This window comes from Oceanimonas smirnovii ATCC BAA-899 (assembly GCF_000381965.1).
Lineage (GTDB): Bacteria > Pseudomonadota > Gammaproteobacteria > Enterobacterales > Aeromonadaceae > Oceanimonas > Oceanimonas smirnovii.
On record NZ_KB908455.1, the window covers coordinates 241,001 to 261,830 of the forward strand.

Genomic DNA, 20,830 nt, shown 5'->3' on the forward strand with positions numbered 1-20,830 from the left:
AGGCTGTGATAGCGGCAGGGTCACTGCCGCCAATGGGGTTAAACGCCGGTGGAGCGCACCAGGCCACGGGAGTCGAGCGGGGCAACGCCGGCATCAATACGCACCTTGGTGGCCACGCCGTCCACGGTGAAGCCGTTCTGCTGCTCGATGTAGGGGGTATCCACACCGTTCAGGTAGGCCACTTCAATGGTGTCTGAGCCGGCCTTGGCCGCCAGATACCAGGCCTTGCTGTTGCCGTTGTCACCGTCCAGTCGCGGCTCGCCGATCACTTCGGCAAAGTTGCGAATGGGGTTGTCGATGCCACTATTGATGTCGGCACCAGCCACAGAGGCGGAGCGGATCACCTGATTGGCTTTAGCTTCCAGACTGACCGGTGTCAGCACATAAGCCGGACGAATGTTCAGGGTGCGCGCCTTGCCGCCTTCGGTCATGGTTTTCTGGGTGCGCATCAGGGTGCGGGCTGCGTCCAGCGCCTCCACGGTCAGAGCACCGGTGGTGGTGTTCTTGTGGTCGGCGTGGAACAGCGTCTTGCCGTCGGCCAGCTTGGGGTTGTCCATCAGCACCGCATACACCAGATCGCCAATGGTGGCCTTGGCAGCCATGCCCATTTTCATGGGAATGTCGGTGAGTGCGCCCAGATCATCGTTGATAATGGCCTGACGGGTGATGCTGAACAGCTCACCGTAGGTGGCCAGCTGAATGCGCTCGCCGTTGTCGCCCAGGGTGATGTGCTTGTATTCGGCCCCTTCACGCACCTGGCGCAGCGACGGGAACTCACCAAGCCCCACGCGGTGCTGAACCTTGAAGTCGGACAGCTGACCGCGCTTGGTCCACTTCTGGAAAGTTTCTTCTGCTTCTTCCCAGCCCTGCAGCAGCGCCTTGTGGGCCACATCGAGCAGGATCTGGCCAAAGTCTGAGCTGGTATGGGTGAAGGCCATGCCCACCATCTGCATGGGATGATAGCTGGCCACGCCCACACCACGATCCACCAGCGAAGCCCGGGCCAGTTCGCGCAGGGTCATGTGGTTGTAATCGTTGTCGGCTTCGGCATTGGCCAGGCCGGTGCGGGCCAGAATGGAGGCGCGCACGCTGTCACCCACCAGGTTGCCGTTACCGCTGTGAATGTGCGCCTGATTGTCGGGCGTACTGGGGGTGATGTCGCGGCCCATGGCTTCCAGCAGCTTGGTGCGGGCCTGTGCCGGTGTGGTGTCCAGATTGGACAGGCACTCGTTCATCAGCTCGGGGTGGCGGTTGCCGGCCAGCGCGAACAGGTCGCGGATTTCGTGCTGACGGAGTTTCTCCTGATGACGGAACTGAGCCTGCAGCTCGGCAGCGGTGGGCTGTTGGGCCTGCGCGGCGGGCTGAGCCGGTGCCGGCTGTTGCGGTGCGGGTTGCGCCGGACCCTGAGCGGCCGGTTGGGCAGGTACAGGCGGCGGAGTGGGTGTGTTGGCTTGTGCGCCCATCAGGGCTTTCAGTGCGTTAGGCATATCGAGGTCCTCGGTACGATGATTGAGTGCGGCCGCCGCCTTCAGCGGCGCAATAACGTGGTCGGCAAAGCCCCGCTCCACCGCTTCCCGGCCATTCAGCCAAGTGTCGGGTTTGAGCATGGCTCTGATTTCATCTTCGGTTTTTCCGGTTTTCTGTACATAGGCCCGCAGCAGCATGGACTCGTTGCGGTCGAGAAAATCGGCGTAGTCGCGCATGTCGTCGGCGTCACCCATGCTGCCGCCCCAGGGTTTGTGGATCATCAGCCAGCTGTTCTCTGGCATGTGCAGGGTGGCATTGGGTAGACAGGCAATGACGCTGGCCATGCTGGCGGCCATGCCGTCTACATAAATGTCGATGCGGGCAGTAAGGCCGGCGAGAATGTTGTAAATGGCAAAGCCGTCCATGACATCACCGCCCGGGCTGTGAATGCGCAGGGTGATGGCTTTGGCGTCAAACAGGCCGTTTTCCTTGGCATCCTGAATAAAGGTTTTGGCGGTCACGTCCCAGCCAATCACGTCATAAATGGCGATCTCCATGGGTTGAGCGCCGGCGGCGGCGCGAATGCGATACCAGCTATCGCTGGCGGCGGCCGGGCTGCTCGCCATCGGCCTCATCAGGTGGTGATGTTGTTGCTTCATTGGGGCCTCTGTCGTGGGCTGGGTCGGTGTCGGTCACTATGTTGTGCCGGTCGTTAAAGTCCTGGTCGGCCACCCGCTGGCGACGCACCTCGTCGGGGTTGCGGCCACGGGCGCGGATCCACTCACTTTGAGCGGCGGCACCGCCGCGAATTTGGTCGCGCCAGCCCTTGCTCTCTTTGGCCGGATCAATCCAGGGCATCACCGGTGCCAGATAAAGCGCGTTAGACAGGCTGTTGCGGTCCACCTCGGGCGGAAGGTTTATCTGTCCGGCGGCCAATGCAGTGGCCAGCCACTCGCGATACACAGGGCGGGACCACTGCGCCACAAAGCTGTCTTGCAGCACCGCATAGCCCTCGAACTGCTCTACCAGTTCCTGCCGCTGGCTGGAGTAAGTGCCGTCGTAGTCGCGGGCAATGCTGGAGTACCCTGAGCGGCTGCCGGCGGCCACACTACGCAGCTGGCCTTCGCGCCAGATATTGAGCGCCACATTGGGCCGGTTGCTCTGAATGCTGCCCACCTCTTCGCCCTGACGCAGATCGTCAAAGGTCATGCCCGGGGCAATGGGGAATTGCCGTGGCTCACTGGGCTGGCTGTCGTCAGGGGCCGAGTACATGTCGGCGGTGCCTTTGCGAATGTAGAACGCCAGCGCGGCAGAGATGCGGGCGGCGACCCGCTCCGACTCTTCCACGTCTTTCAGATCTGCCAGCCGGGTAATGATGCCGTGCAACAGGCTGACCCCGCGCAGCTGGTGCAGCCGGCGAACCAGCGCCAGATGCAGCATGCGCTCTGCCGGTATCTCCTTGGTCTTGTGGCGCATGCCCATTTCACCGGGGTGGTCATACAGCACATGATAGCCCAGCACCTGGCCCCATCTGTTTGTTCGGCAGCCCTGGCGAATGCGCTGGCCCGGATCCGCCAGCTCCAATGGCACGAAGTCGGCCTCCAGCAGCTCAATGGCAAAGGGGATGCTGCCGGGGTAATTAAGCCCCGCCACCTTGCCCGCCACCAGCTGACCAAACACTTCGCCATCACGCAGCCAGCTGCGGGCTACCATGCGCTCCATCTCGGGCCGGCTGAGGCGGCCGGTTACTTCCGGCTTGAGCGACCACTCGGCCCAGGCCTTGCGAATGTCGGTGGCCAGTCCTTCGTGCACTTCACCGGTAATGCTGAGCGGCTGCGGCTCTATCTGTATGCCGCGGGCACCGATAATCCGCTCTTCCATTTTGTCGAGCAGGCCGATCACGATATCGTGGTTTTCGTCCAGCCAGCGGGCCTGTTCACGCAGGCTGCGGCCGGCGGCAAACACCGCCTGGTTGCCGCTGCGGTGCTCGCGGTTAGCTTTATGGGTGCGGCTGGGGTTGGCTGCCTCATAGCCGTACAACTCCAGCCGCTTGCGGGCACGACTGGCAGCCCAGCCCGGGGAGAAGCCGCCAATGATCTTGTCGAGCAGCTTCATACAAATTTCGCCAGACTGTATTGGGGCCGGGTTCGGGCCCGCGGGTTCAGCTGCGCCAGCCTGCTTTCCACTTCATGCCGACCTTTGCGGATTTCACTCAGGTTTTCCCGCTGCAGCTGACGACCATTCCACGCCACAGTTTTGCCGGTGAGAATGTCTTTTTCTGCCTGCAGGTAGCTAGCCAGCAGCTCTTCCAGATCGGTTTTAGTCATAACCATCCGCCTTTGTTAACGCCGCCCAGCCAGCCGTTGCCCGTTGCGCGAGCAGCGGGGGGTGGCGGTGCGGCAGGTTTAATGGGTTTGGGCTCGTCGTTCAGCCCGGCAATGGGCCGGTTTAGGTTCCAGCCAAAGTGCTGTTGGCCAATACGGCAGGCAGCCAGGGAGTACACTGCGCAGTCAGTGGGTTCGTTGCGGGCATGAGCCGGGTTAACCCAGCGGTAAACCCGTTTGCCTTTCACAAAGTCCAACTTCTTTAGCTCGCAGGTCAGTCCCTTGAAGTAATCATCATCGGCCCAGTCGGCAATGGGGTGATGCCGGTAACCGGGGTTAGGCTTATCCATGCCGCTTGGTACCAGCGCCAGCCGGCCGTAAAGCACGTCTTTGGCGTTGTCGGTGCCCACCTCGGTGAGGTACACGCCCTTGCGGGTGCGTTTGCGGGGAAAGCTGGCAATGGGTTTACCGTAAACACTCGCCCCTTTGATGGGGAACCACTGCATGGGCCGTTGCTTGCAGAAGCTGTACACCTCATCGGTGTAGTGACCACCGGAGTCGATGCAGGCCAGCTTGATGTCCATCAGCTGACCATCTTCTCGGGTGTACTGGTGAGTCAGCTGCTCGCGCAGCTTGTCCCACAGTTCCTGCCGGCCGGGGTCACCGTAGAGCCGGAAGTAGTGCACCACCCAGTGCTCTTCACCCGCGCCCCAGGCGGTGATCTCCCCTTCTATGCGATCGTCCTGCACGTCCACGCCGGCACTGAGGTAGTGCGCCGGCTGGGGCACTTCAGCCCGCCACAGCTCGCGGCGGCCGGCAATCACTTCCCATTCCAGTTTTGCGCCATCGGTGTCGTCGAAGGTTTCGCCCAGGGTGGTGTTGGTGAAGGTTTTCAGCTTGCCCGGGTCGTCCTTGGCCTTGAAGAAGTCCTTCACTATCTGCGCCCAGGTGGTGAACGGGCTATAGGCGGTCCAGATGTGAAAGGTTAAATCACCCGGCACTGGTGCAGGCTTGCTGCCGGAGTCCAGCCAGGTAATGCCGTCCTGTGTTTTCAGGCCGGTGTTATCGCAGATCCACCAGCCGTCTTTCTGGTCCAGTTCACTTTGCTGAATAACGCAGCCATTGTGCTCGCAGCAATAGTAAGCGGTGTTCGGCTTTCCCTTTTCCCACTTGATGCCGAAGTCACAATCCGGCCCGCCCCACTTGAGGGTTTGCAGCTCGCCGCAATGCGGGCACGGCACATGAAAGCGCATCAGGTGGGACGACTCGCTGGCCGCCCGTTCTATCTGGCACTGACCGGCCACCTTGGGGGTGGAGCCGCGAATGGACTTAGGAAAGGTCGAGCCTTCAATCCGCTTGTCACCCAGAAAGGTGGGCGAGCCTTCTTTCTCAATATCATCATCAAACGAAGCGAGCTCGTCGTAGATGATGAAGTCGAATGATTTTTCCCGAAAGTTGCGGGCCGCCTTACCGCCCAGAATTTCCAGCCCGTTGCCGTTGGCAAAGCGCTTCATGCTAAGGGTGTTGTTACGGTGCCGCTTGCCATACCAGGGAGCGAGCGCCAGCAGTGCCGGCACGTCGCGGATCATCGGCTCGACGTGCTTTTTCATAAACGCATCAGCGTCCGAGTCGGTGGGCTGGTAGATGCCACCATTACGGCGTTTGTGCTCCAGAAAGTAGGCCGTTACTCCCAGCAGCATTTTGGTGTAGCCGACCCGGGCCGACTTGATGAAGTTCACTTCCCGTATGTCGTCACTGCCCATGGCGTTGACGATGGCCACCTGAAACGGCAGCGTTTCCCAGCGTCCTTCCTGGTAACTGGATTCCTTCGACATGTAGTAGTGGTCGTCCAACCACTCTACCGGCGTTAAGGGTTCAGGCTTGTATAGTGCGCTGAGCCCGAGCGCAACCGCACGGCGCAGCGAATCAAGTTGTGCGGTCGAGATAATCATCAAGCAACTCCGGGATCATGGCGTCGAGCCCGGCAGCTAAGTTCCGGGCCTTGGCAATTTCCCTGGTGAGGTACTCGATGTGTCGGGTCTCCAGTTCCGGAAAGCGCCGCCGCATGCTGAGCGGTATGGTGTCGAGGGTGCTGCCCACTTCGGCGGCAATGCGGGTCAGAGCAAAGGTAGAAAACTCAGTTTCCACCACTGACCGGCGCTCTTTTTCGTTGTCCAGCTCCTGCGCATCGGCGCGGGCTTTGGTTAATCGCCAGTTCTGAAACTCAATGGCGTTCTCATCAAGATCTTCGGCAGAGCCAGGTTGTTGTTTGGCGCGATCATTTTCGAGCCGGTTTTCAATCACCACACGAGCATCGTAATAAACCGAGGTGCCGATCTTGGCAATGGGCTGAACACCCCATTTATCAAAGGCTTGCACGCTAATTCCACAACTTGCAGCCATCTGTTTTTTGTTCAGCCAATGGGGTTCAGGCTGCGCTTTTTCCGGACGCTTTTTCTTATCCGACATAAACAACAACCAACCTCATGAAATTTTCACAAATAGCCAGAACCCGCGACTGTGCAGACCCGTAGACGGGCTACCCCTCGGGAGTACCTTTTTGTTTTGAGGTAGAGATTTCCCTCAGTATGGTCTGGCAAGCCTGCAGCTTGGCGGTGTCGCTGGTCAGTCCGGCTCGGAGACGGTGATAAGCGCGTCCAGCAGCAGCACTGAGTTCGACGGCGGCTCCATCACCCAAGCCGGTATCGCCGGTGGTGCCGGGCACTGGGCAACTGGCAGGACGCTTGGCGAGGATGCGCAGCCGCTTAACGCCAGCATCCACAGCGTCCCGCAAGTTATCGTTATCTTGTTGCGCACGGCTCAGCTCCTTGGTGTGCTGTTCATCCAACTGAATGATCTGCTGCTGCAGGCTCTCGGCCTTACGGGTGGCCCGCGCAAGCTCGGCGGCGTTGGCCTGCTCCATTGCAAGCAACTGCTCGGCATGGTCACGGCGAACGCTGGCCAGCTCGGCGCTCAGGCGGTAATGCTCAACGCCCCAGGCCAGCAGGGCGGCCAGTGCCGCCGGTGCCACATAGGGCAGCGCCTTCATCATGCGCGGTACCCTCGGGGCAACTGGAAGTGCGGGCCATCCTTGAAGCTGGTCCAGTCGCCGCCCCACTCAATGGGAATGCCCAGTTCGGCGGCGGCCAGCTGCATGGCCTCGGCAATCTTGTGGTAGAGCGGCCAGTCCCAGCGCACCCCACCCACCCATGCGGCCAGGTCCACCGCATGGGCGTAACCGTCTGCCTGAGGCAGATGCAGACTGTTCATGGTCTGGCTGGCCCCACGCTTCACCAGCTCCTGCTGGCGTTCCTTGGTGCGCACGCCCTCAGTCACCATGAAGTCAACGGTCGTCAGCGCCAGCGCCTTGCGCACCACCGCCATCAGATCCGGGTGAACACCCTGCAGGTTATGCTCACTGCGTTTGCTGAATCGGAATGTCATTTGTCTTTCTCCCCCAATACCGGAAACCGCTTGCGGATCACGTCTTCAATCAGGAACAGGGCCCGGCCACCCATGTGGCCGGCAATGCCTGCGGTTACCGCCGTGGCGTAGAACGAGAGGCCCATTTCGTGGCAGATGTAGGCACTGAGCAGGCCGGCAAAACCGGAAATGGCCCACTCGCCCATGAGCTCGGCAGCACTGAACACATGGTTCTTGTTGCGCCTGGCCCGGGATATGTAGTTAGCCGTGCCGCCCCAGACAGCCAGCAGGATGAACCAGAGATAACCCCAGAGCGGGCCGCCGTCCTCCGCCAGCCGCTGCAGCAGTGGTATTTTTTCGTTTGGCATAGATGGCCCGTGATGCTGGCTACAGAAACAGAAAAGCCCGCTCAGTGGCGGGCTTAGATACGAAAAAGCCCCGGCGAGTGCCAAGGCTTGAAAATATTTTTGTCGCTTCGGGCGCAATTACCGAGCGTACTTGAATGAGGCTACCAGCTGGACGGCCATACAGCAAGTATATTTATACATACTGTTTAAATTAACACTGGCCACATCGATGTTTGTGGTCGCAAATTACTCTAGGGTCAGTCCACCTTGCTCAACCAAAGTGACGTCGCCTTCGGCAAACAGGGTGGCGGCCACCGCCTGGGTCAGTCGCCAAGACACCACATCGCGCTTGCCGGTGACTGCCTCATAGTCGTCCAAGGTGCGGTAAAAGTTCAGCTGGATCGGCTTCCCTGCTTTTTCGATTTGCTCAGTTCGAAGCTCAAGCAGCTGGTAGCGCATATCTGTCAAGTTACGGATCTGGTTGGCCACATCGTCTGGCACAGGGCTGCGGCCGCTTTCCCAATATTGCCAGCTGCGGGGCGACACATCGCCGATTTCGCGGGCGGCCTCGGAGACTTCCAGCATTAGCAATTTGCGCAGGGCTTGCAGTTCATAATGGGTCATAAGTTCTTCCAGGGCGAAGCCCCGCGCAGTAGCGGGGCGGGGATGATTATTCGGTGTCGGCGGCGGCCAGTTTCAAGCCATGATCTACTGCGACGCTCTCGCTGAATACTGCGCCGGCGGCGCTTAGGAACTCAAGCTGGGCTTCTAGGTCATCAGCTGTCATGCCTGCCGAATCAACAAAATCTTTAGCGGCACTCCAGGCGTATTGACCAGCAAGTATATCGGCAGTGAACTCAATGCCTTCCATTCCCTCGCAAGTTCCTTCATTGATCAGTTCAACGACTTGTTCAATGGAAGTGGCGTTTTCGATAGCGTTGCTGAGATAGATAGTCATGATGTGTCTCTCTTTAGAGGTGATTCGAGCCAATCTCGAATCTGGTTCCATCTTAGTTCGCAATTGCGAACAGTGCAAGAGATAAAGTAAAGAAAATACAAAAATCAGCCAATCTGCTTCCTGGGGGTTAACGGTGAAGCGTGGGGGCGAGCTTTTATCTTGCCGCCAGCTCAAACATTCTCGCAGCCACCCACATTTCCCCACGTTCAATATCCCGCGCCAGCCGTTCCCGGTGAACCTTGGTCACCCGCGACAAATGGCGCACCGAGGCCGAACACACATAGTGCTGAAACATCAGCTCGCGCAGCTCTTCATCGAATCGGCCTAATTCAGCCACGGCGCGGTCTACCGCCAGCGCGATGTCGTCGTTCCACTCGCCCCGGTAGGTGCGGCTCTCCCACTCCACGGCATCCATCATGCCCATGGCCACGGGGGCATATTCGGTACCCAGGCGGCAGCGGGCCCAGATGCCCCAGTTCTCCAGCAGTTGTTTCACCTGTTTCATGCGCACCCCCTTATTCTTGTTCGTAATGAATCGCCACCAGCAGGCGGCCGGGCTTACATACTTCGCCCCGCTCAACCAGCAACCGGTCTATCTGGCTGTCGTCCTGCCACACACCGGCGTGGGTGAGCGCATCCAGAGTGGCTTTAAGAATGTTGTCCAGATCACGGGCCCGCCGATCCGGTGCCTGCGCCACCACATCCACCCGCACACGGCCAGCCAGTTGTTTGTTGCCACGTTGCGCCAGCACGGTTCGCGCCACCAGCGCACGATAATCACGGCCGGACTTGCTCAGCAGCGTGCGCGGTTTACCCTTCACGGCCACATTGCGCCAGATTTGATTAGTGGACGGCGGCCACGGCAGTTCCAGTGAAATCATCCAAACACCCCCAGCCCTGCGGCTTTGTTGATGGTGGCCAGCACATGATCCAGTTGCGAGCCGTGTTCCCGCTCCCACTGCTGCCAGCCCTGGTCGTGCAGGCGCATATGCTCCCGGTGGCACAGCGGAATGGTCAGCAGGTCGTGGGTCTTGGTCGCCATGCCGGAATGGCCGTGGCCGATCAGGTGATGGGCTTCCACTGCCTGATTGGTACCGGTCACCACACACGGCTGGGAACGCACGAACTTGAGATAGGCCTCACTCTGCCAGCGGGTCAGTTTGGGCCGCAGCATGTACATAGCTGCCGGCTCCGGATCCACCGAAAACTTGATCGGCTTAACCATGTTGCGCACATCCGCAATATGGTCCTGAGTGTCGTAACGGGCGTCAGTGTCCCTCCAGCCCCAGCCGGTATCCCGCTCAAGCGGCTTGCTTTGTCGCCCCAGTGCGCTACGCGCCAGCCCTTCCGGCAGTAGGCCGTGCACCCCATGCGCTGCCGCCCACCAGGCCAGCTCCGCCACACTCACCTCACTGGCACGGTTGCGGCCCACAAACTCCGCCACCTGCGCCAGCCCAAAAGCCAGCACACGCCGGTCGGCTGCCTGCACCAGTTCAGTGATCGGCGCTTTGCGGTGAGCATTGTCGTGATGCCAGCACACCGGTACCGGATACAGGCCGTCAGTCCAGGTAATGCCACCGGCGCAATCATCCCCATGAATAGCGCAATGGTCAGCACGGCCCTGCCACGTTTTAAACCGCTCAGGGCAACCCAGCACCTGGGCCACAGCGCCATGGCGAAAGAACGTAAGCGCCAGCTCGTAGTTCATGCCACCCTCAGGGCGACCCGGGCGATTGATCACCCCAACACGGTTACCAGCCAGCTCTTCCGGTGCCGGCTGCAGCAGCACTGTATTTTTATCCAGTATCGAACGAATAGCAGAATAATCCCCATCGGTCGGGCGGATCAAAATCAAATTCAGCGCGTCGTTAAACTCCGCATTGGCCAGCAGTGCCTGGGTCATGCCGCCCCCTTGTTGCGGATCTCCAGCGCCAGCTTCAGCGCCTCATGGCTCACCGAGCCCCGCAGTTCTTTGCTCTCTTGGGATTCAGCCATGGCCAGCAGCTCACTCAGGCTGGTGACCAGACCGGTGTTCACAGCACGGCGCAGGCTGGCAGCACGGTCTCGGCTGCGGTTCAGTGCCAGCTGCTCATTGGTTTGCCGACGCATCATGCTGGTTTTGGCCTTCTTTCGTTTCCAGTTCATTCTGCTGGTATTCATTCTGCGCTCTTCCCCCGGTAGTAGTTCAGCCAGTGTCTGGCTCTTTGTTGTTTTTGTTCGTTCATGCTGTTCAGTGCGTTGGTTACCTGGTAGCGGGCAATCCACCCCTTGCGCAAGCTGTACACCTGCAGTGCGGCCCATGCCTCCAACTGAAGGTCTTCTGCCTGCTCCGGCGTCTGCTCGGGGTTGGCCACGTTCTGCCACTTGCCGCTATATCGGCCAGTCGTCATCGTCGTCGCTCTTGCACATGATCCGCAGCTCCATAATCAGCAGCGCTACCACCACCAGCCACATCACAGTGACTCCAACCCTTACCAGCTCACTCATGCCCCCACCACCTCGGTGGCGTAACGCTGGGCCAGCCAGTCCACCCCTTTAGACGTCACCTTGGTCTGCATCCAGCTGTGGCCATTGGCCTCGCCGGTCTTGATCCGGAACAAACCCTTATCAATGAACTCCTGCTTGGGTACCAGGGCACCACCGGAGCGATAGAGAATGCCGTCTTCCGCCAGCAGCCGGCTGAACTTGATCGGGCCGAAACTCAGCATTTTGGCCACGTTGCTCAGGTTCTGCAGGCCGGTGGCGTCTACATACCGATCCACAAAAGCCACCTTGGGGGCTGCCTGCGCCAGCTGAGCCTGCTGCTGCTCCAGTCGTTCGGCCTGCTCGGCGGCCAGACGCAGGGCCTCGGCAAATGTGGTCGGCAACTTCGGGCCCTCGGCGGCATATCGCTCCAGCTCACGCCAGCGATCAACAATGACTGCCCGATACCGAATGCTGTAACCCGCCATCAAGATGTCGCACTCGCGGCGCGGCAGGTTGAAGCACTCGTACTGCTGGCCATTGTCGGCCCGGTACACTCCCGAAAATTGGGGAGTGGGCAAATCCAGCTCCTCCAGCATCTTGCGAATGTCGCGCATCACGTGGTCGTGCCGCTTTTCGCAAAGCTCGGCAATGTCCATGCTGCTCATAGTCAGCTCGGCTGACCGGTTTATCAGTTCGTTCATGCAGCTCTCCTTTCACCAAACAGCACCAGCCGCACCAGCTCCCGCTGCCGATCACTGGTTGTTACCCGATACCAGCCGTCACCCATGGGCACCAGCTCACCCGACTTCACCAACGCACCCAGTGCCGAGTTGCCCGTGGGCTGGCTCATGCCCAGATCACGCAGGGCCTGCCGGCGTTGAAGCTTGATCCGCCCCGCAATGTAACGGCGCAGCTTGTCGTTATTGCTCACGCTCACCCCCTCAGCGCCAGCCAGGCATACACCAGCACTACTGTCAGCAGCAGGCTGCCAATGGTCATCTCATCCATCACCACCCCTCCCCGCTCACCTTCACGCCACGGGCGCGATACTCTTCGGCTACCCGGGCTGCCTCCTGCCGGACCTGCTCGTCGGTTGCCTGCTGTTCGGCACACCACAGCCGGCTTTCGGCCATCATGCGCACCGCCGCAGGGCTGATGCTGGCAGTAACCGCCGGGCGCTCTGCCCGCTGCTGGTGGCCCATCAGCTCCCGGCAACGGTTGGCCAGCTCAATCGGCTTGGGCATAAACTCCCGCTCGCTCTCCACCTCGGCCTGCAGCGCACGGCGAATCAGCGCCGGAGTAAAGCCCTGGCCACACAGCGGTCGGGCATAGCCCTGGGCAGCACCCTGCAGGTTCTCACCCACCTTCTTGGCCTCCACCGGCCAGTGGAAAATCATCTCGGGCAGCAGCTCACCAGTCATGAACAGCACCAAAGACACCATGGATTGCTCTTCGGTACGCACCGCACCGGCAGGACGAAACTCAGCAACTTGGTTCATGGGCACCTCCCTCAAAACACCGTGTTGTCGTCGTAGGCAGGGCCATGCTCCGCCTGATAGGCCTGAGACTGGGCCTGTGCTTGCGCCACCGCGCTGGCAGGACGTTTGCGCTCGAACCCTTCCCACTGGCCGTTGATGCAACGGGGCCGGCCAATGCTGTGCCAGCGCTGGGCCGCGTTCAGGTAAGACACAAACTTCTCGGTGCCGAACAGGGTGGATGGGCGCAAGTATTGGGACCATTCAGGGCTGTCACCCCAGTGCTCGTGCTTGAAGTCCACCACCAGCCGCAGGTCGTCCACGGCAAAGCCCTCGTTCAGGCGGCCGTTGATGGGCTTTTTGCTGGTCTGTTTTTTCTGGTAGCGGCTGCCGGTTACCTGATTCAGGTGGTCAATCACCACATCAGCGCCAGCAGGGGCTTGCTCTGCATGCGGTTCGGTTTCGCCAGAAACCGGACAAGGCTGGTTACTCAGATCTTTAACTTGTTTAGTTGTTTTATTGTTTAGATCTTCGGCGTGTAATTCGGCGTGATAATCCGCACCTAATTCGGCAGCATCACCCTCTGGGGCCAGTGGTGGCGCGGGTTTTAAATCGGCGTCGAAACCTGCGGAATAGGTTTCTGTAATTCCGCGCTGATAGTCGTCGTAATTGGTCAAAGTGACTTGGCTGTAACCACGAGCGCCCCGCTTGGTGAACAGGCTGATCATGCCCTCACGCTCAAAGTATTCCAGAGAGCGGCGAGCGCTGTCTTCAGTCACACCACAGGCCTGCGCCAGCTGCCGGGCAGAAGTCACCACCTGGCCACGCTTGCGCTGCAGCACGTTGCGGTTAAAGGTTACCTCGCCCGCCTCAAAGCCGGCCTCCATCAGCAGGTGGATCCACACACAAAAGCGCTCAGGCTGCTGTTTAAAGGGCGCGTCTTGCACACTGCGATAAAGCAGCACAAACCCGCTGCGTTTGTTCTCGGCCACCTTATGCCCCCGCTCTTTAACGGGAGTCGTTATTTGCGCACGGTTCTCGGCTCTCAGAGCCACTACGTTACTCATTGCGCCCTCCCAGGGTGTTGGCCAGTACCAGATAACCCAGCAGCAGCGCGTTCATCCTGCGGGCTTCTTCAACCAGTGCCGCAAACGAAATGCCCCTGCCATGCCGAAGGGTTGGCCATTGTGATTTGTTGTGTTGTTCGCTATTCTTTTGCATATCAATCGCTCCGATTGGTTGTTGATTAAGCCCGCATCGCCGCCAAGCATCAGCGGGCTTTTTCTTGCCTGACATTCAGGCCTTAACTCGGCTGGCCGCCAGTTCACGCACACTGGCCGCCACATCGGCCTCCAAATTCAGCAGCTCGCGCACTGCGTTCTGCACGGCAGCAGTAATAGTCCTGTGCTCCTGCGGGTCGATTACCCCGTCTTTACGGGCCTCGCGCATTTCATAAAACACCGCGCCCATCACCTCGTTCACCAGCATCACCTGGTCGGCCAGCTCTTCGTCGGTGCTCTCGCCGGAGGGCACCGCCACCAGCGCCTTGCCCCGGCTGTGGGCCCAGGCCTCCAGAATGGTGTCGTCGTCGGCCAGCTCGGTAATGGCCACCGCTTCCGCCAATGTCAGGTGGTGGCTGTCGCAATCTGGATTAAGCTTATTGCTGAGGATGTTGCCGCTCTTGCCCAGCAACCGCGCCAGCTCACTGATGTTGTGCTGCTGGCCCAGCAGGTAAGCCGCGGCTAGCGGGTCGTTATGTGAAACTCGTTTGGGGCTTCTCGTGTTTTTCTTGCGTGTCGCTGTCATCATGGTCTCAGTTGAATAAGTGGACGATTAACTGGCTGTTACTTTTCTTTATCAGCAGGTAGCTCACCGCGAAGTGCCATGAGCTCAATTTGGGTTGCTCGATACTGAGGTATCTCGTTTTCATCCCACTGGTAGATCGCCTCTTTGGTGATCCCCAGCATCTGCGCAGCCAGTGCAACTTGTCGTTTAGGGTCGCTTGAGAACTTGCTCAGCGCTTCTGCCTTTTTCATTGCTAGGGCCTCAAATTTGATAAGCATACTTATCTTAAATGACAAAGCATACTTATGGCAACAGGATATAAGCTAGCTTATATTTCTTAACTGAGGGGTTCGGATGGAAACGGCTGGCGAGCGAGTTAAAAAACTCCGCAAAGAGCATGGTCTAACGCAGGCTGAGTTAGCCAAAAGAGTCGGCGTGAAGGCCCCATCTGTCACTCAGTGGGAGACAGGCAAAACCAGTCTCAGCGGCGAGAGCCTGCTTAAGGTAGCCAAGATTCTGGGTGTATCTCCTGACTACATCCTGCATGGCGGCAAGCTCACCGGCAGCAACATCGCCACCGGCCCCGAGATCAAAGGCAAGTTCCCGCTGATCAGCTGGGTGGCCGCCGGCACCTGGCATGAAATTACCGAAGTTCACCCGTCCGAGGCCTCGCTGTTCCCCTGCCCCGTTAACTGCAGTGACCGCACTTTTGTGCTGAGAGTGCAGGGGGTGAGCATGGAGCCGTTGTTCCGTGACGGTGACCTGATTTTTATTGATCCGGAAGCCGAATGGCGGCATGGCAGCTATGTGGTAGCACGGCTGGATGACCAGAACGAAGCGACATTCAAACAACTGATAATCGAGGGCGGCCAGAAGTACCTCAAGCCGCTGAACAAGGACTGGCCCGAAAAGATCATCCCCATTAACGGCAACTGCACCCTAGTCGGCCCCGTGGTGTTCTCCGGCCGGGCGTTTTAACGGGCATTTATGAACTATATCCAGATAAAGGAAATCATTGAGCAAGCCAATGCAGGTAGCTCGAATCCCTACCTTTGCCAGGGTATGGACGATGTTACCTATATGGTTAAAAGCCCGGACAGCCTACCTGCGGAACAGTTGGTTTACGAATGGGTTAGCGCCGGCCTGGCAAGAGCCTTTGGGTTACCCTGCCCCACTCCCGTGATTATTTACGACTTTGGCTGCCTATGGTCGCTGCAAAGTAACCTTTCATGGAGCAGCAACCACGATTACTCTTTCGCCATGCCGTTCGTGTCAAACGCAATGGACATGACGTACGCCCAATCATTGGAACTAGACAGCAACTTCAAGCGAGATCTATTTATCTTTGATTACTGGATACAAAACGCCGATCGAATGCTTTCTAGTCACGGTGGTAACGTCAATCTGCTGTACGACAACGCCCAGAGAAAGCCAGTGGTTATCGACCACAACTTGGCATTTACCCCCGGCTTTGTCCCAAATACTTTTTCTCATGAACATGTTTTTGGCTATGATAACCGCCCTGATTTCAGGATTGACCTGGTTGATCAGTGTGACCTTGGCCAGCGGCTGGATACGGCCTTGGGGAGCCTGAACACAATAGTCGCCAGCATGCCGGAAGAGTGGCATGATGAGGCAAATAACCGGTTAAGCTGCGACGTTATCGACGATCATATTCGCCCTATACTGGAGAAATGTAACAAGCCAGACTTCTGGCAGGATGTGGAGCCATGACTTACCCAAGCCTATACAGCATTGTGCAGTTCAAGCCCTACCGGGAAACCGATGAGTTCGCCAACATCGGTGTTGTACTGTGCTGCCCGTCCGCTGGCTATTTTGGATTTATGATCAACAATCGCAGCTTTGCACGCATCAACCACTTCTTTGAGCACCTTGAACTACCGGTACTGCGTGAAGCAGTTCGTTATGTCACCAGAGAGCTTGAGCGGGTGCAACAGCTAGCTTATTCACTGAATGCCGAGTCACTGAAAAGCCTGTTTGCCGAGGTCACCAAAAACCGTGAAGGCATCATGCTATTTAGTGCAGCCCGCCCCATCATGCTACAAGGCGCTCTTGATGATGAGTTAAAGGCACTGTATGAACACCATGTTGGCCACAGCTTCGCACAAAAAGCAGCCCCCCAAGTGTTACTGGAACGGCAAATGCGCCAAACACTGGTTGAGCATGAGCTTGCCAGATTCTACAAAGGTAGCACGCTGACTGACGGCTTAGTAGAAGCCAAAATACCGTTTGTAAGCCAGGGTAAGCTGGGTGTGCTTGGTGCCATCAAGCCGCTAAACCTGCAGCACGACTCGCCCACTAAGATTATTGAAGAGGGCGACAAATGGTTTGGCAAACTGCGCAGACTGGTAGGGCATGGAGTACTGGAGGCAGGCAGGGTGTTATTGCCCTTGGCCATGCCGACCGCTAACACAAAGCTGACCAATGCGGCCAAACTGGTGGCCGATGAGTTTAAGCGGGAACGCATGGTAGCCATTAACGCTAACGATGAAGATCACCTGCTGAGCTTTGCCCGCAGCCACGCTGAATAACAGTTAAAATGAAATACTTAATTGCCCGCCCCGTGCGGGCTTTTTCATGCCCACCCTGCGACAGAATATGGCACACTACAGACTCACTCTGCGCCGCACTGGCGGCAATACCATTACCACGGAGCACTATCAGCATGAACATCTTGAGGTGGCTCACTCTGTCTTCAGCAATATGGCTTATGGCGGGTTGCGCTGCGCCTCCCTACAACTATCAACCCCAAATAAAAGATGGGAAGTTAACCACCGCCGCGCTCTACATTAAAGAAGACATCGTTAACTCAATGGCTTACATCATAACCTCTGGCTTTGCAGTAAAATCAGGAGAGGATGCTAACTCATCATATTATTCCGTTAATAACCCGATAATCACCATGGCCGGCCTAAAGCCAATCACAGTCAGATACGGACTAATGCTTCAGAATCAAGCTCCTACCGCAGTGCTTAGAGTGCCCAAAACACCCAATGGGGAAATTTGCTTCACGCGAGCAACAGCAAACTGGGCATGTCATAAAGCAGAAAATTATGAAATCACCGAGCTTGCCGTAAAAGTTCAGTAATCATGATATGGATACCAAGCCCGCACCAGGCGGGCTTTTTTGCGCCTACCGAATGCCGGACTGCTTCAGATGAGCAACCCAGGTTTCCTCATCCAGAATTTGCAGGGCGGTCTGGTAGCGTTCCCGGTACTCCAGCGCCTTCTCGATTTTGCGTCCATGATTGGAAAAGCGCCAATCGCGAGAAGACAAAGTGCCGATCACCAGATAATCCAGATCCTTAACAACGTTGGTCTTTGCCGCCGCGCCCAGCATAGCGGCTCGCTCCTGGCACTGCTTGCGGGTGCCGGAAAGAAACTGGCCAGTAAAGCAAATTGAGGCTCCCTCCAGTGATAATGTCGGGTTTATATCTACCGGTAGCCGGGTGGCCATGCCATCAGCTGCGCCGTCTTCCAGTGGGTTGCCAATGTAACGCTCTATGGCCTGAGCCAGAGCCTGGCGTTCGTCTTCGGTGATCTGGCCGTCGGCCAGGACCTTCTGCACCAGGGCATAAAGTTCGCGACCGGGGAAATTCGCCTTCAGCTGAATGTTCTGCCCCAGCCACCAGTCGAGATAGCGCACCTCGCCGTCGTTCAGTAGCCGGTTGGCCATTACTCCCTTGCACAGCCCTTCCAGTAGCAGTTTGTCGGATTCTTCCGAGTAAAAATCCACGCTGGGCATCTCAACCACTGCCCGCAGCAGTGAAGGTAGCACCTCCTGCAGATGCGCCAGCTCGTCGGCAGTAATAATGCCGTCTTCCAGCACGCCTTCGATCTGTTTGCACAGACTGTCGAAGGCCCAGTTGCCCGCAAGGGTGCTGGCATCCTTCAGCCAGGTGTCGAGGTAAATCACTTCCTGTTCGTCGATATGGCCGTCGGCCAGTATGCCGTCGAGAATGCCCACCAGGTTGTTGAGCAGTTTGTCGCGATTGCGCCAGTAGCCAAAGGCCGCCACCGGCTGGCCGTGTGCGTCGTATTGAGTCATCCGTGCTTTCCTTGTGACAGAGTTTATCCATACCCGCTTGGGTAACCGCCAGTATAGCCAGCCATACCCGCTCCCCGCCCCGATCCAGCTCAAACCAAGCGTATTTAGATTTCCCTCAACCAGCACAAAAATAAGAAAACTTACTAAGCCTGCTTGACTCAAAAGATAAGCATACTTATATTGTTAGCCAAGCCACCACGGCACCGCTCTTTAACAACCCGACCCACGCGAGGCAGTCGCCATACCCGGGCAGCAATGTTCGGACCCCTACCCGGTTCGCCAGGACAGGGAATAACTGCCGAAGTCTCCGCAGGAGTTGGGCCTGCGTGAGCCCGCCCCCAGGCTTGGGGGCAACGGCAAGGCCACTTGGCATTCGTTACTTGTGACAGGGTTCGAATCAGGGGGCTGAGTGGCCTTACCGTTGAACAAGGGAGGATATATGGACGAGAACAGCAAACCGGATACCTGGCAGCTTGAAAAAGGCGAGCGGGTGTTACCGAAACCGCTCACCGAAGAACGGGTGCGCGAGATAGTGCGGGATGAGCTTTCCAGAGTTGAGCGCTGCAATGAAGAACAGCTCAAACAGTTAACCGAGAAAGCTCAGGAAACAGTAGAAAAGTTACTCAAGGAGCAGCTTGAAAGGCAGACCGCTAGAAAACGTCGCGAAAGCTCCTGACGGTTTGCAGGTAGGCCATGGTGAACTCTGGGTCATCAAATTGCTTCACCACTTCCTCGTTCGCAAGCACCGTTTTCAGCCCTTCATTCACAGAAGGGTTATCAATCAAGGTGATCAGCACAGCCAGAATTGACTCTAAAGCGCTGACTTTGCCCGCAAGCTCTGAATTTGCAACCAGTAAATTGGAAACCTGAGTGTTGACGTCCATCGTTTTCTCCGTGTGTTGTTTGTCGTTTGCATCCCAACCATATCACGGCGCTGGCCCGGCGTAATGGGCAACCAGTTTCCATGTGCAACGCCCCGCCCAGCTGGAGGTGGCGGGTTGAGTAACACCAGCAGCCAAAGCCTTCTACTCCTTTTGAGAAGACATCCCGAAGGTGATTTGGCCGACCGCTCCACGTCACGGAGCGCCAGTCACAACAAGAATGGAGCCATGGTAGTATGACAGCCTGCTCCAACAAGAGGACATAATGTGATTTCCAATCTGGACGCCAGCTCTTTTTATAGAAGACTGAACCGTGTTCTTTTTCCTTCCTGTCCCATTAAGTCAGAAGAAATGCTGTTTGGCCGTGGAAAAGATATGGCCAATATTGAAGCTGCGCTTTATGCCCCAGGTCGGCATGTCTTTATTTATGGTGACCGTGGAGTGGGAAAAACTTCACTGGCACACACAATGGCGTATAAGCTTCAGGAAGCAACAGACCCCATAGTGGTTGGCTGCGAACCCGACTCAACCATGGCATCCATTATTCAGGATGTTATTACTCGAGGCAGCCAGCCAGCGACTCATCACACCGAGAGTCAGCTCAAAGTAAAGCTTGGGATCGCTGGTACCGGCGCTGAATATCAGAAGTCTCATAAGCCGGCACCAGCAGCGACTCCTGTTACTAATGTTTCATCGGCAGTAAATGCTCTTTTTGCCTTGGAGCAACACCATTCACCTCATCCCTTTGTAGTAATCGACGAGTTTGACCAGATAACATCTGTAGAAGAAAGGCAAAAGTTCGGTGTGCTGATCAAAAGCATGGGAGACCAAGGCTGTAAAACCAAGTTTATTTTTACTGGCATTGGTGACTCCCTCATGTCACTGATTGGCGGCCATAAGTCCAGCGAACGACAAATTCATCAGACTAAACTTGATAACCTCTGTTGGGATGGCAGGGAAGATATTATCAAGCGGGCTTTTGGTGAATTTGAGATCGACATCGATAAGGAAACAAGGCTTAAGATTGCTGGCCTCAGCGACGGCTACCCACATTATGTGCACTTGATGTGTGAAAAAATCCTGCAATGTGCTTATGCCAAGCAAGAAAACGTGGAAAGTGTTGACAGGAAGTTATTTCTGGAAGGGTTAAGCGAGGCGGTTAATTCTGTATCAGAAACCCTCAAACGTGATTATGTAATGGCCACAGAAGGCCGTGAAGACATGTATCACCACCTGCTCTGGGCCATGGCCGATTCAGCAGACTTACAGCGCCATAAGAGCGCCATCATGGCTTCTCTTCATGCCATTTGTAAGCACCTCGATGTTGCCCAGCTGGAAAAGGCACAGTTCGATCGGCGGTTTAATAACCTCAAAAAAGAAAGTTTTGGGGAGATCGTTGTTCCGGCTTTGGGTAATCGCCCCATGTGGTACCGCTTCAAAGAAAACATGTTGCGCGGATACGTGCGCATGTTTGCCGAGAGTAACGGGGTAGAGCTGGACTTTTACCGGCATTATACCGCTATGGAGCCATCCGTTCGCACACCCACAGGAAAACAAAGGCATTATCAGCCGCTGACTGAAGTTGAACGGCTCGCATCCCAAAACCGAAAGTAAGACACAGCCTTCTCATCTAAA

General features: G+C 57.2%; 30 protein-coding genes. 6 read left to right on the forward strand and 24 right to left on the reverse strand.

Features of this window, described 5'->3' with window-relative positions; translation table 11 throughout:
- Nucleotides 1–38: 38 nt before the first annotated feature.
- The 22 genes from G364_RS0103980 to G364_RS0104095 all read right to left on the reverse strand — a co-directional run bounded on the left by G364_RS0103980 (nt 39) and on the right by G364_RS0104095 (nt 14,496).
- Entirely contained in the window at nt 39–2,126 is a 2,088-nt protein-coding gene (locus tag G364_RS0103980; protein WP_019933861.1) for a ClpP-like prohead protease/major capsid protein fusion protein, read from the reverse strand.
- Entirely contained in the window at nt 2,062–3,582 is a 1,521-nt protein-coding gene (locus tag G364_RS0103985; RefSeq protein WP_019933862.1) for a phage portal protein, read from the reverse strand. Before G364_RS0103985 ends, G364_RS0103980 begins: the two co-directional genes overlap by 65 nt.
- On the reverse strand, nt 3,579–3,794 hold the full coding sequence (locus G364_RS0103990; RefSeq protein ID WP_019933863.1) for a hypothetical protein: 216 nt from the start codon (nt 3,792–3,794) through the stop codon (nt 3,579–3,581). Before G364_RS0103990 ends, G364_RS0103985 begins: the two co-directional genes overlap by 4 nt.
- On the reverse strand, nt 3,791–5,743 hold the full coding sequence (locus G364_RS0103995; RefSeq protein ID WP_019933864.1) for a phage terminase large subunit family protein: 1,953 nt from the start codon (nt 5,741–5,743) through the stop codon (nt 3,791–3,793). Before G364_RS0103995 ends, G364_RS0103990 begins: the two co-directional genes overlap by 4 nt.
- A complete protein-coding gene (locus G364_RS0104000) occupies nt 5,718–6,260 on the reverse strand; it encodes a terminase small subunit (RefSeq protein ID WP_040614471.1) in 543 nt (180 codons plus the stop codon). The genes G364_RS0103995 and G364_RS0104000 overlap by 26 nt, the downstream gene beginning before the upstream one ends.
- 70 nt (nt 6,261–6,330) lie before the next feature.
- A complete protein-coding gene (locus tag G364_RS17145) occupies nt 6,331–6,843 on the reverse strand; it encodes a lysis system i-spanin subunit Rz (protein ID WP_019933866.1) in 513 nt (170 codons plus the stop codon).
- Complete coding sequence (locus G364_RS0104010) at nt 6,840–7,235, reverse strand: M15 family metallopeptidase (RefSeq protein ID WP_019933867.1); 396 nt, start codon at nt 7,233–7,235, stop codon at nt 6,840–6,842. Before G364_RS0104010 ends, G364_RS17145 begins: the two co-directional genes overlap by 4 nt.
- Nucleotides 7,232–7,582, reverse strand: coding sequence for a phage holin family protein (locus G364_RS0104015; protein WP_019933868.1), 351 nt, complete (start codon nt 7,580–7,582; stop codon nt 7,232–7,234). The genes G364_RS0104010 and G364_RS0104015 overlap by 4 nt, the downstream gene beginning before the upstream one ends.
- 225 nt (nt 7,583–7,807) lie before the next feature.
- Nucleotides 7,808–8,185 carry an Aca2/YdiL-like domain-containing protein gene (locus G364_RS0104020; RefSeq protein ID WP_019933869.1) on the reverse strand — a complete coding sequence of 126 codons (378 nt, stop codon included), beginning with the start codon at nt 8,183–8,185 and terminating at the stop codon, nt 7,808–7,810.
- A 46-nt stretch (nt 8,186–8,231) separates the two neighbouring features.
- A complete protein-coding gene (locus G364_RS0104025) occupies nt 8,232–8,519 on the reverse strand; it encodes a hypothetical protein (protein WP_019933870.1) in 288 nt (95 codons plus the stop codon).
- A gap of 154 nt (nt 8,520–8,673) precedes the next feature.
- Nucleotides 8,674–9,024 (reverse strand): antiterminator Q family protein, encoded by a 351-nt coding sequence (locus tag G364_RS16800; RefSeq protein ID WP_019933871.1) that lies wholly within the window; start codon nt 9,022–9,024, stop codon nt 8,674–8,676.
- A 10-nt stretch (nt 9,025–9,034) separates the two neighbouring features.
- Nucleotides 9,035–9,400: a RusA family crossover junction endodeoxyribonuclease gene (locus G364_RS0104035; RefSeq protein ID WP_019933872.1), complete on the reverse strand. Its 366-nt coding sequence runs from the start codon at nt 9,398–9,400 to the stop codon at nt 9,035–9,037.
- Complete coding sequence (locus G364_RS16805; RefSeq protein ID WP_019933873.1) at nt 9,397–10,422, reverse strand: DUF968 domain-containing protein; 1,026 nt, start codon at nt 10,420–10,422, stop codon at nt 9,397–9,399. Before G364_RS16805 ends, G364_RS0104035 begins: the two co-directional genes overlap by 4 nt.
- Nucleotides 10,419–10,679 (reverse strand): hypothetical protein, encoded by a 261-nt coding sequence (locus G364_RS0104045; protein ID WP_019933874.1) that lies wholly within the window; start codon nt 10,677–10,679, stop codon nt 10,419–10,421. Before G364_RS0104045 ends, G364_RS16805 begins: the two co-directional genes overlap by 4 nt.
- Nucleotides 10,676–10,909, reverse strand: a complete 234-nt coding sequence (locus G364_RS0104050) for a hypothetical protein (RefSeq protein WP_019933875.1) — start codon at nt 10,907–10,909, stop codon at nt 10,676–10,678. Before G364_RS0104050 ends, G364_RS0104045 begins: the two co-directional genes overlap by 4 nt.
- Nucleotides 10,910–11,002: 93 nt before the next feature.
- The gene (locus G364_RS0104060) at nt 11,003–11,686 is read right to left on the reverse strand and encodes a Rha family transcriptional regulator (RefSeq protein ID WP_019933877.1); all 684 of its coding nucleotides are present in this window, start codon (nt 11,684–11,686) and stop codon (nt 11,003–11,005) included.
- Nucleotides 11,683–11,916: a hypothetical protein gene (locus tag G364_RS0104065; RefSeq protein WP_040614447.1), complete on the reverse strand. Its 234-nt coding sequence runs from the start codon at nt 11,914–11,916 to the stop codon at nt 11,683–11,685. The genes G364_RS0104060 and G364_RS0104065 overlap by 4 nt, the downstream gene beginning before the upstream one ends.
- A gap of 76 nt (nt 11,917–11,992) precedes the next feature.
- Entirely contained in the window at nt 11,993–12,484 is a 492-nt protein-coding gene (locus tag G364_RS0104075) for a hypothetical protein (protein ID WP_019933879.1), read from the reverse strand.
- An 11-nt stretch (nt 12,485–12,495) separates the two neighbouring features.
- Nucleotides 12,496–13,527, reverse strand: a complete 1,032-nt coding sequence (locus tag G364_RS0104080) for a conserved phage C-terminal domain-containing protein (protein ID WP_019933880.1) — start codon at nt 13,525–13,527, stop codon at nt 12,496–12,498.
- Nucleotides 13,520–13,681: a hypothetical protein gene (locus tag G364_RS17150; protein ID WP_019933881.1), complete on the reverse strand. Its 162-nt coding sequence runs from the start codon at nt 13,679–13,681 to the stop codon at nt 13,520–13,522. The genes G364_RS0104080 and G364_RS17150 overlap by 8 nt, the downstream gene beginning before the upstream one ends.
- 75 nt (nt 13,682–13,756) lie before the next feature.
- Nucleotides 13,757–14,269: a phage regulatory CII family protein gene (locus G364_RS0104090; RefSeq protein WP_245541372.1), complete on the reverse strand. Its 513-nt coding sequence runs from the start codon at nt 14,267–14,269 to the stop codon at nt 13,757–13,759.
- 35 nt (nt 14,270–14,304) lie between these two features.
- A complete protein-coding gene (locus G364_RS0104095; protein ID WP_169336646.1) occupies nt 14,305–14,496 on the reverse strand; it encodes a Cro/CI family transcriptional regulator in 192 nt (63 codons plus the stop codon).
- Nucleotides 14,497–14,599: 103 nt separating this feature from the next.
- Here G364_RS0104095 and G364_RS0104100 point away from each other — a divergent pair, with 103 nt between their 5' ends.
- The 4 genes from G364_RS0104100 to G364_RS0104115 all read left to right on the forward strand — a co-directional run bounded on the left by G364_RS0104100 (nt 14,600) and on the right by G364_RS0104115 (nt 17,354).
- On the forward strand, nt 14,600–15,223 hold the full coding sequence (locus G364_RS0104100) for a LexA family protein (RefSeq protein WP_019933884.1): 624 nt from the start codon (nt 14,600–14,602) through the stop codon (nt 15,221–15,223).
- Between the two features lie 9 nt (nt 15,224–15,232).
- Nucleotides 15,233–15,979, forward strand: a complete 747-nt coding sequence (locus G364_RS0104105; RefSeq protein WP_019933885.1) for a HipA family kinase — start codon at nt 15,233–15,235, stop codon at nt 15,977–15,979.
- On the forward strand, nt 15,976–16,797 hold the full coding sequence (locus G364_RS16320; RefSeq protein ID WP_019933886.1) for a DUF3037 domain-containing protein: 822 nt from the start codon (nt 15,976–15,978) through the stop codon (nt 16,795–16,797). The genes G364_RS0104105 and G364_RS16320 overlap by 4 nt, the downstream gene beginning before the upstream one ends.
- A 134-nt stretch (nt 16,798–16,931) precedes the next feature.
- Nucleotides 16,932–17,354, forward strand: a complete 423-nt coding sequence (locus G364_RS0104115; RefSeq protein WP_019933887.1) for a hypothetical protein — start codon at nt 16,932–16,934, stop codon at nt 17,352–17,354.
- 45 nt (nt 17,355–17,399) lie between these two features.
- On the opposite strand, the gene G364_RS0104120 is transcribed toward G364_RS0104115, so the two are convergent.
- The gene (locus G364_RS0104120) at nt 17,400–18,314 is read right to left on the reverse strand and encodes a BRCT domain-containing protein (RefSeq protein ID WP_019933888.1); all 915 of its coding nucleotides are present in this window, start codon (nt 18,312–18,314) and stop codon (nt 17,400–17,402) included.
- 439 nt (nt 18,315–18,753) lie between these two features.
- On the opposite strand from G364_RS0104120, the gene G364_RS0104125 reads away from it, so the two are divergent.
- Nucleotides 18,754–18,990 carry a hypothetical protein gene (locus G364_RS0104125; protein ID WP_019933889.1) on the forward strand — a complete coding sequence of 79 codons (237 nt, stop codon included), beginning with the start codon at nt 18,754–18,756 and terminating at the stop codon, nt 18,988–18,990.
- Here G364_RS0104125 and G364_RS0104130 read toward each other — a convergent pair.
- A complete protein-coding gene (locus G364_RS0104130) occupies nt 18,965–19,198 on the reverse strand; it encodes a hypothetical protein (RefSeq protein WP_019933890.1) in 234 nt (77 codons plus the stop codon). The genes G364_RS0104125 and G364_RS0104130 overlap by 26 nt on opposite strands.
- Before the next feature lie 264 nt (nt 19,199–19,462).
- On the opposite strand from G364_RS0104130, the gene G364_RS0104135 reads away from it, so the two are divergent.
- Nucleotides 19,463–20,809 (forward strand): AAA family ATPase, encoded by a 1,347-nt coding sequence (locus G364_RS0104135; protein ID WP_019933891.1) that lies wholly within the window; start codon nt 19,463–19,465, stop codon nt 20,807–20,809.
- Nucleotides 20,810–20,830: the final 21 nt, after the last annotated feature.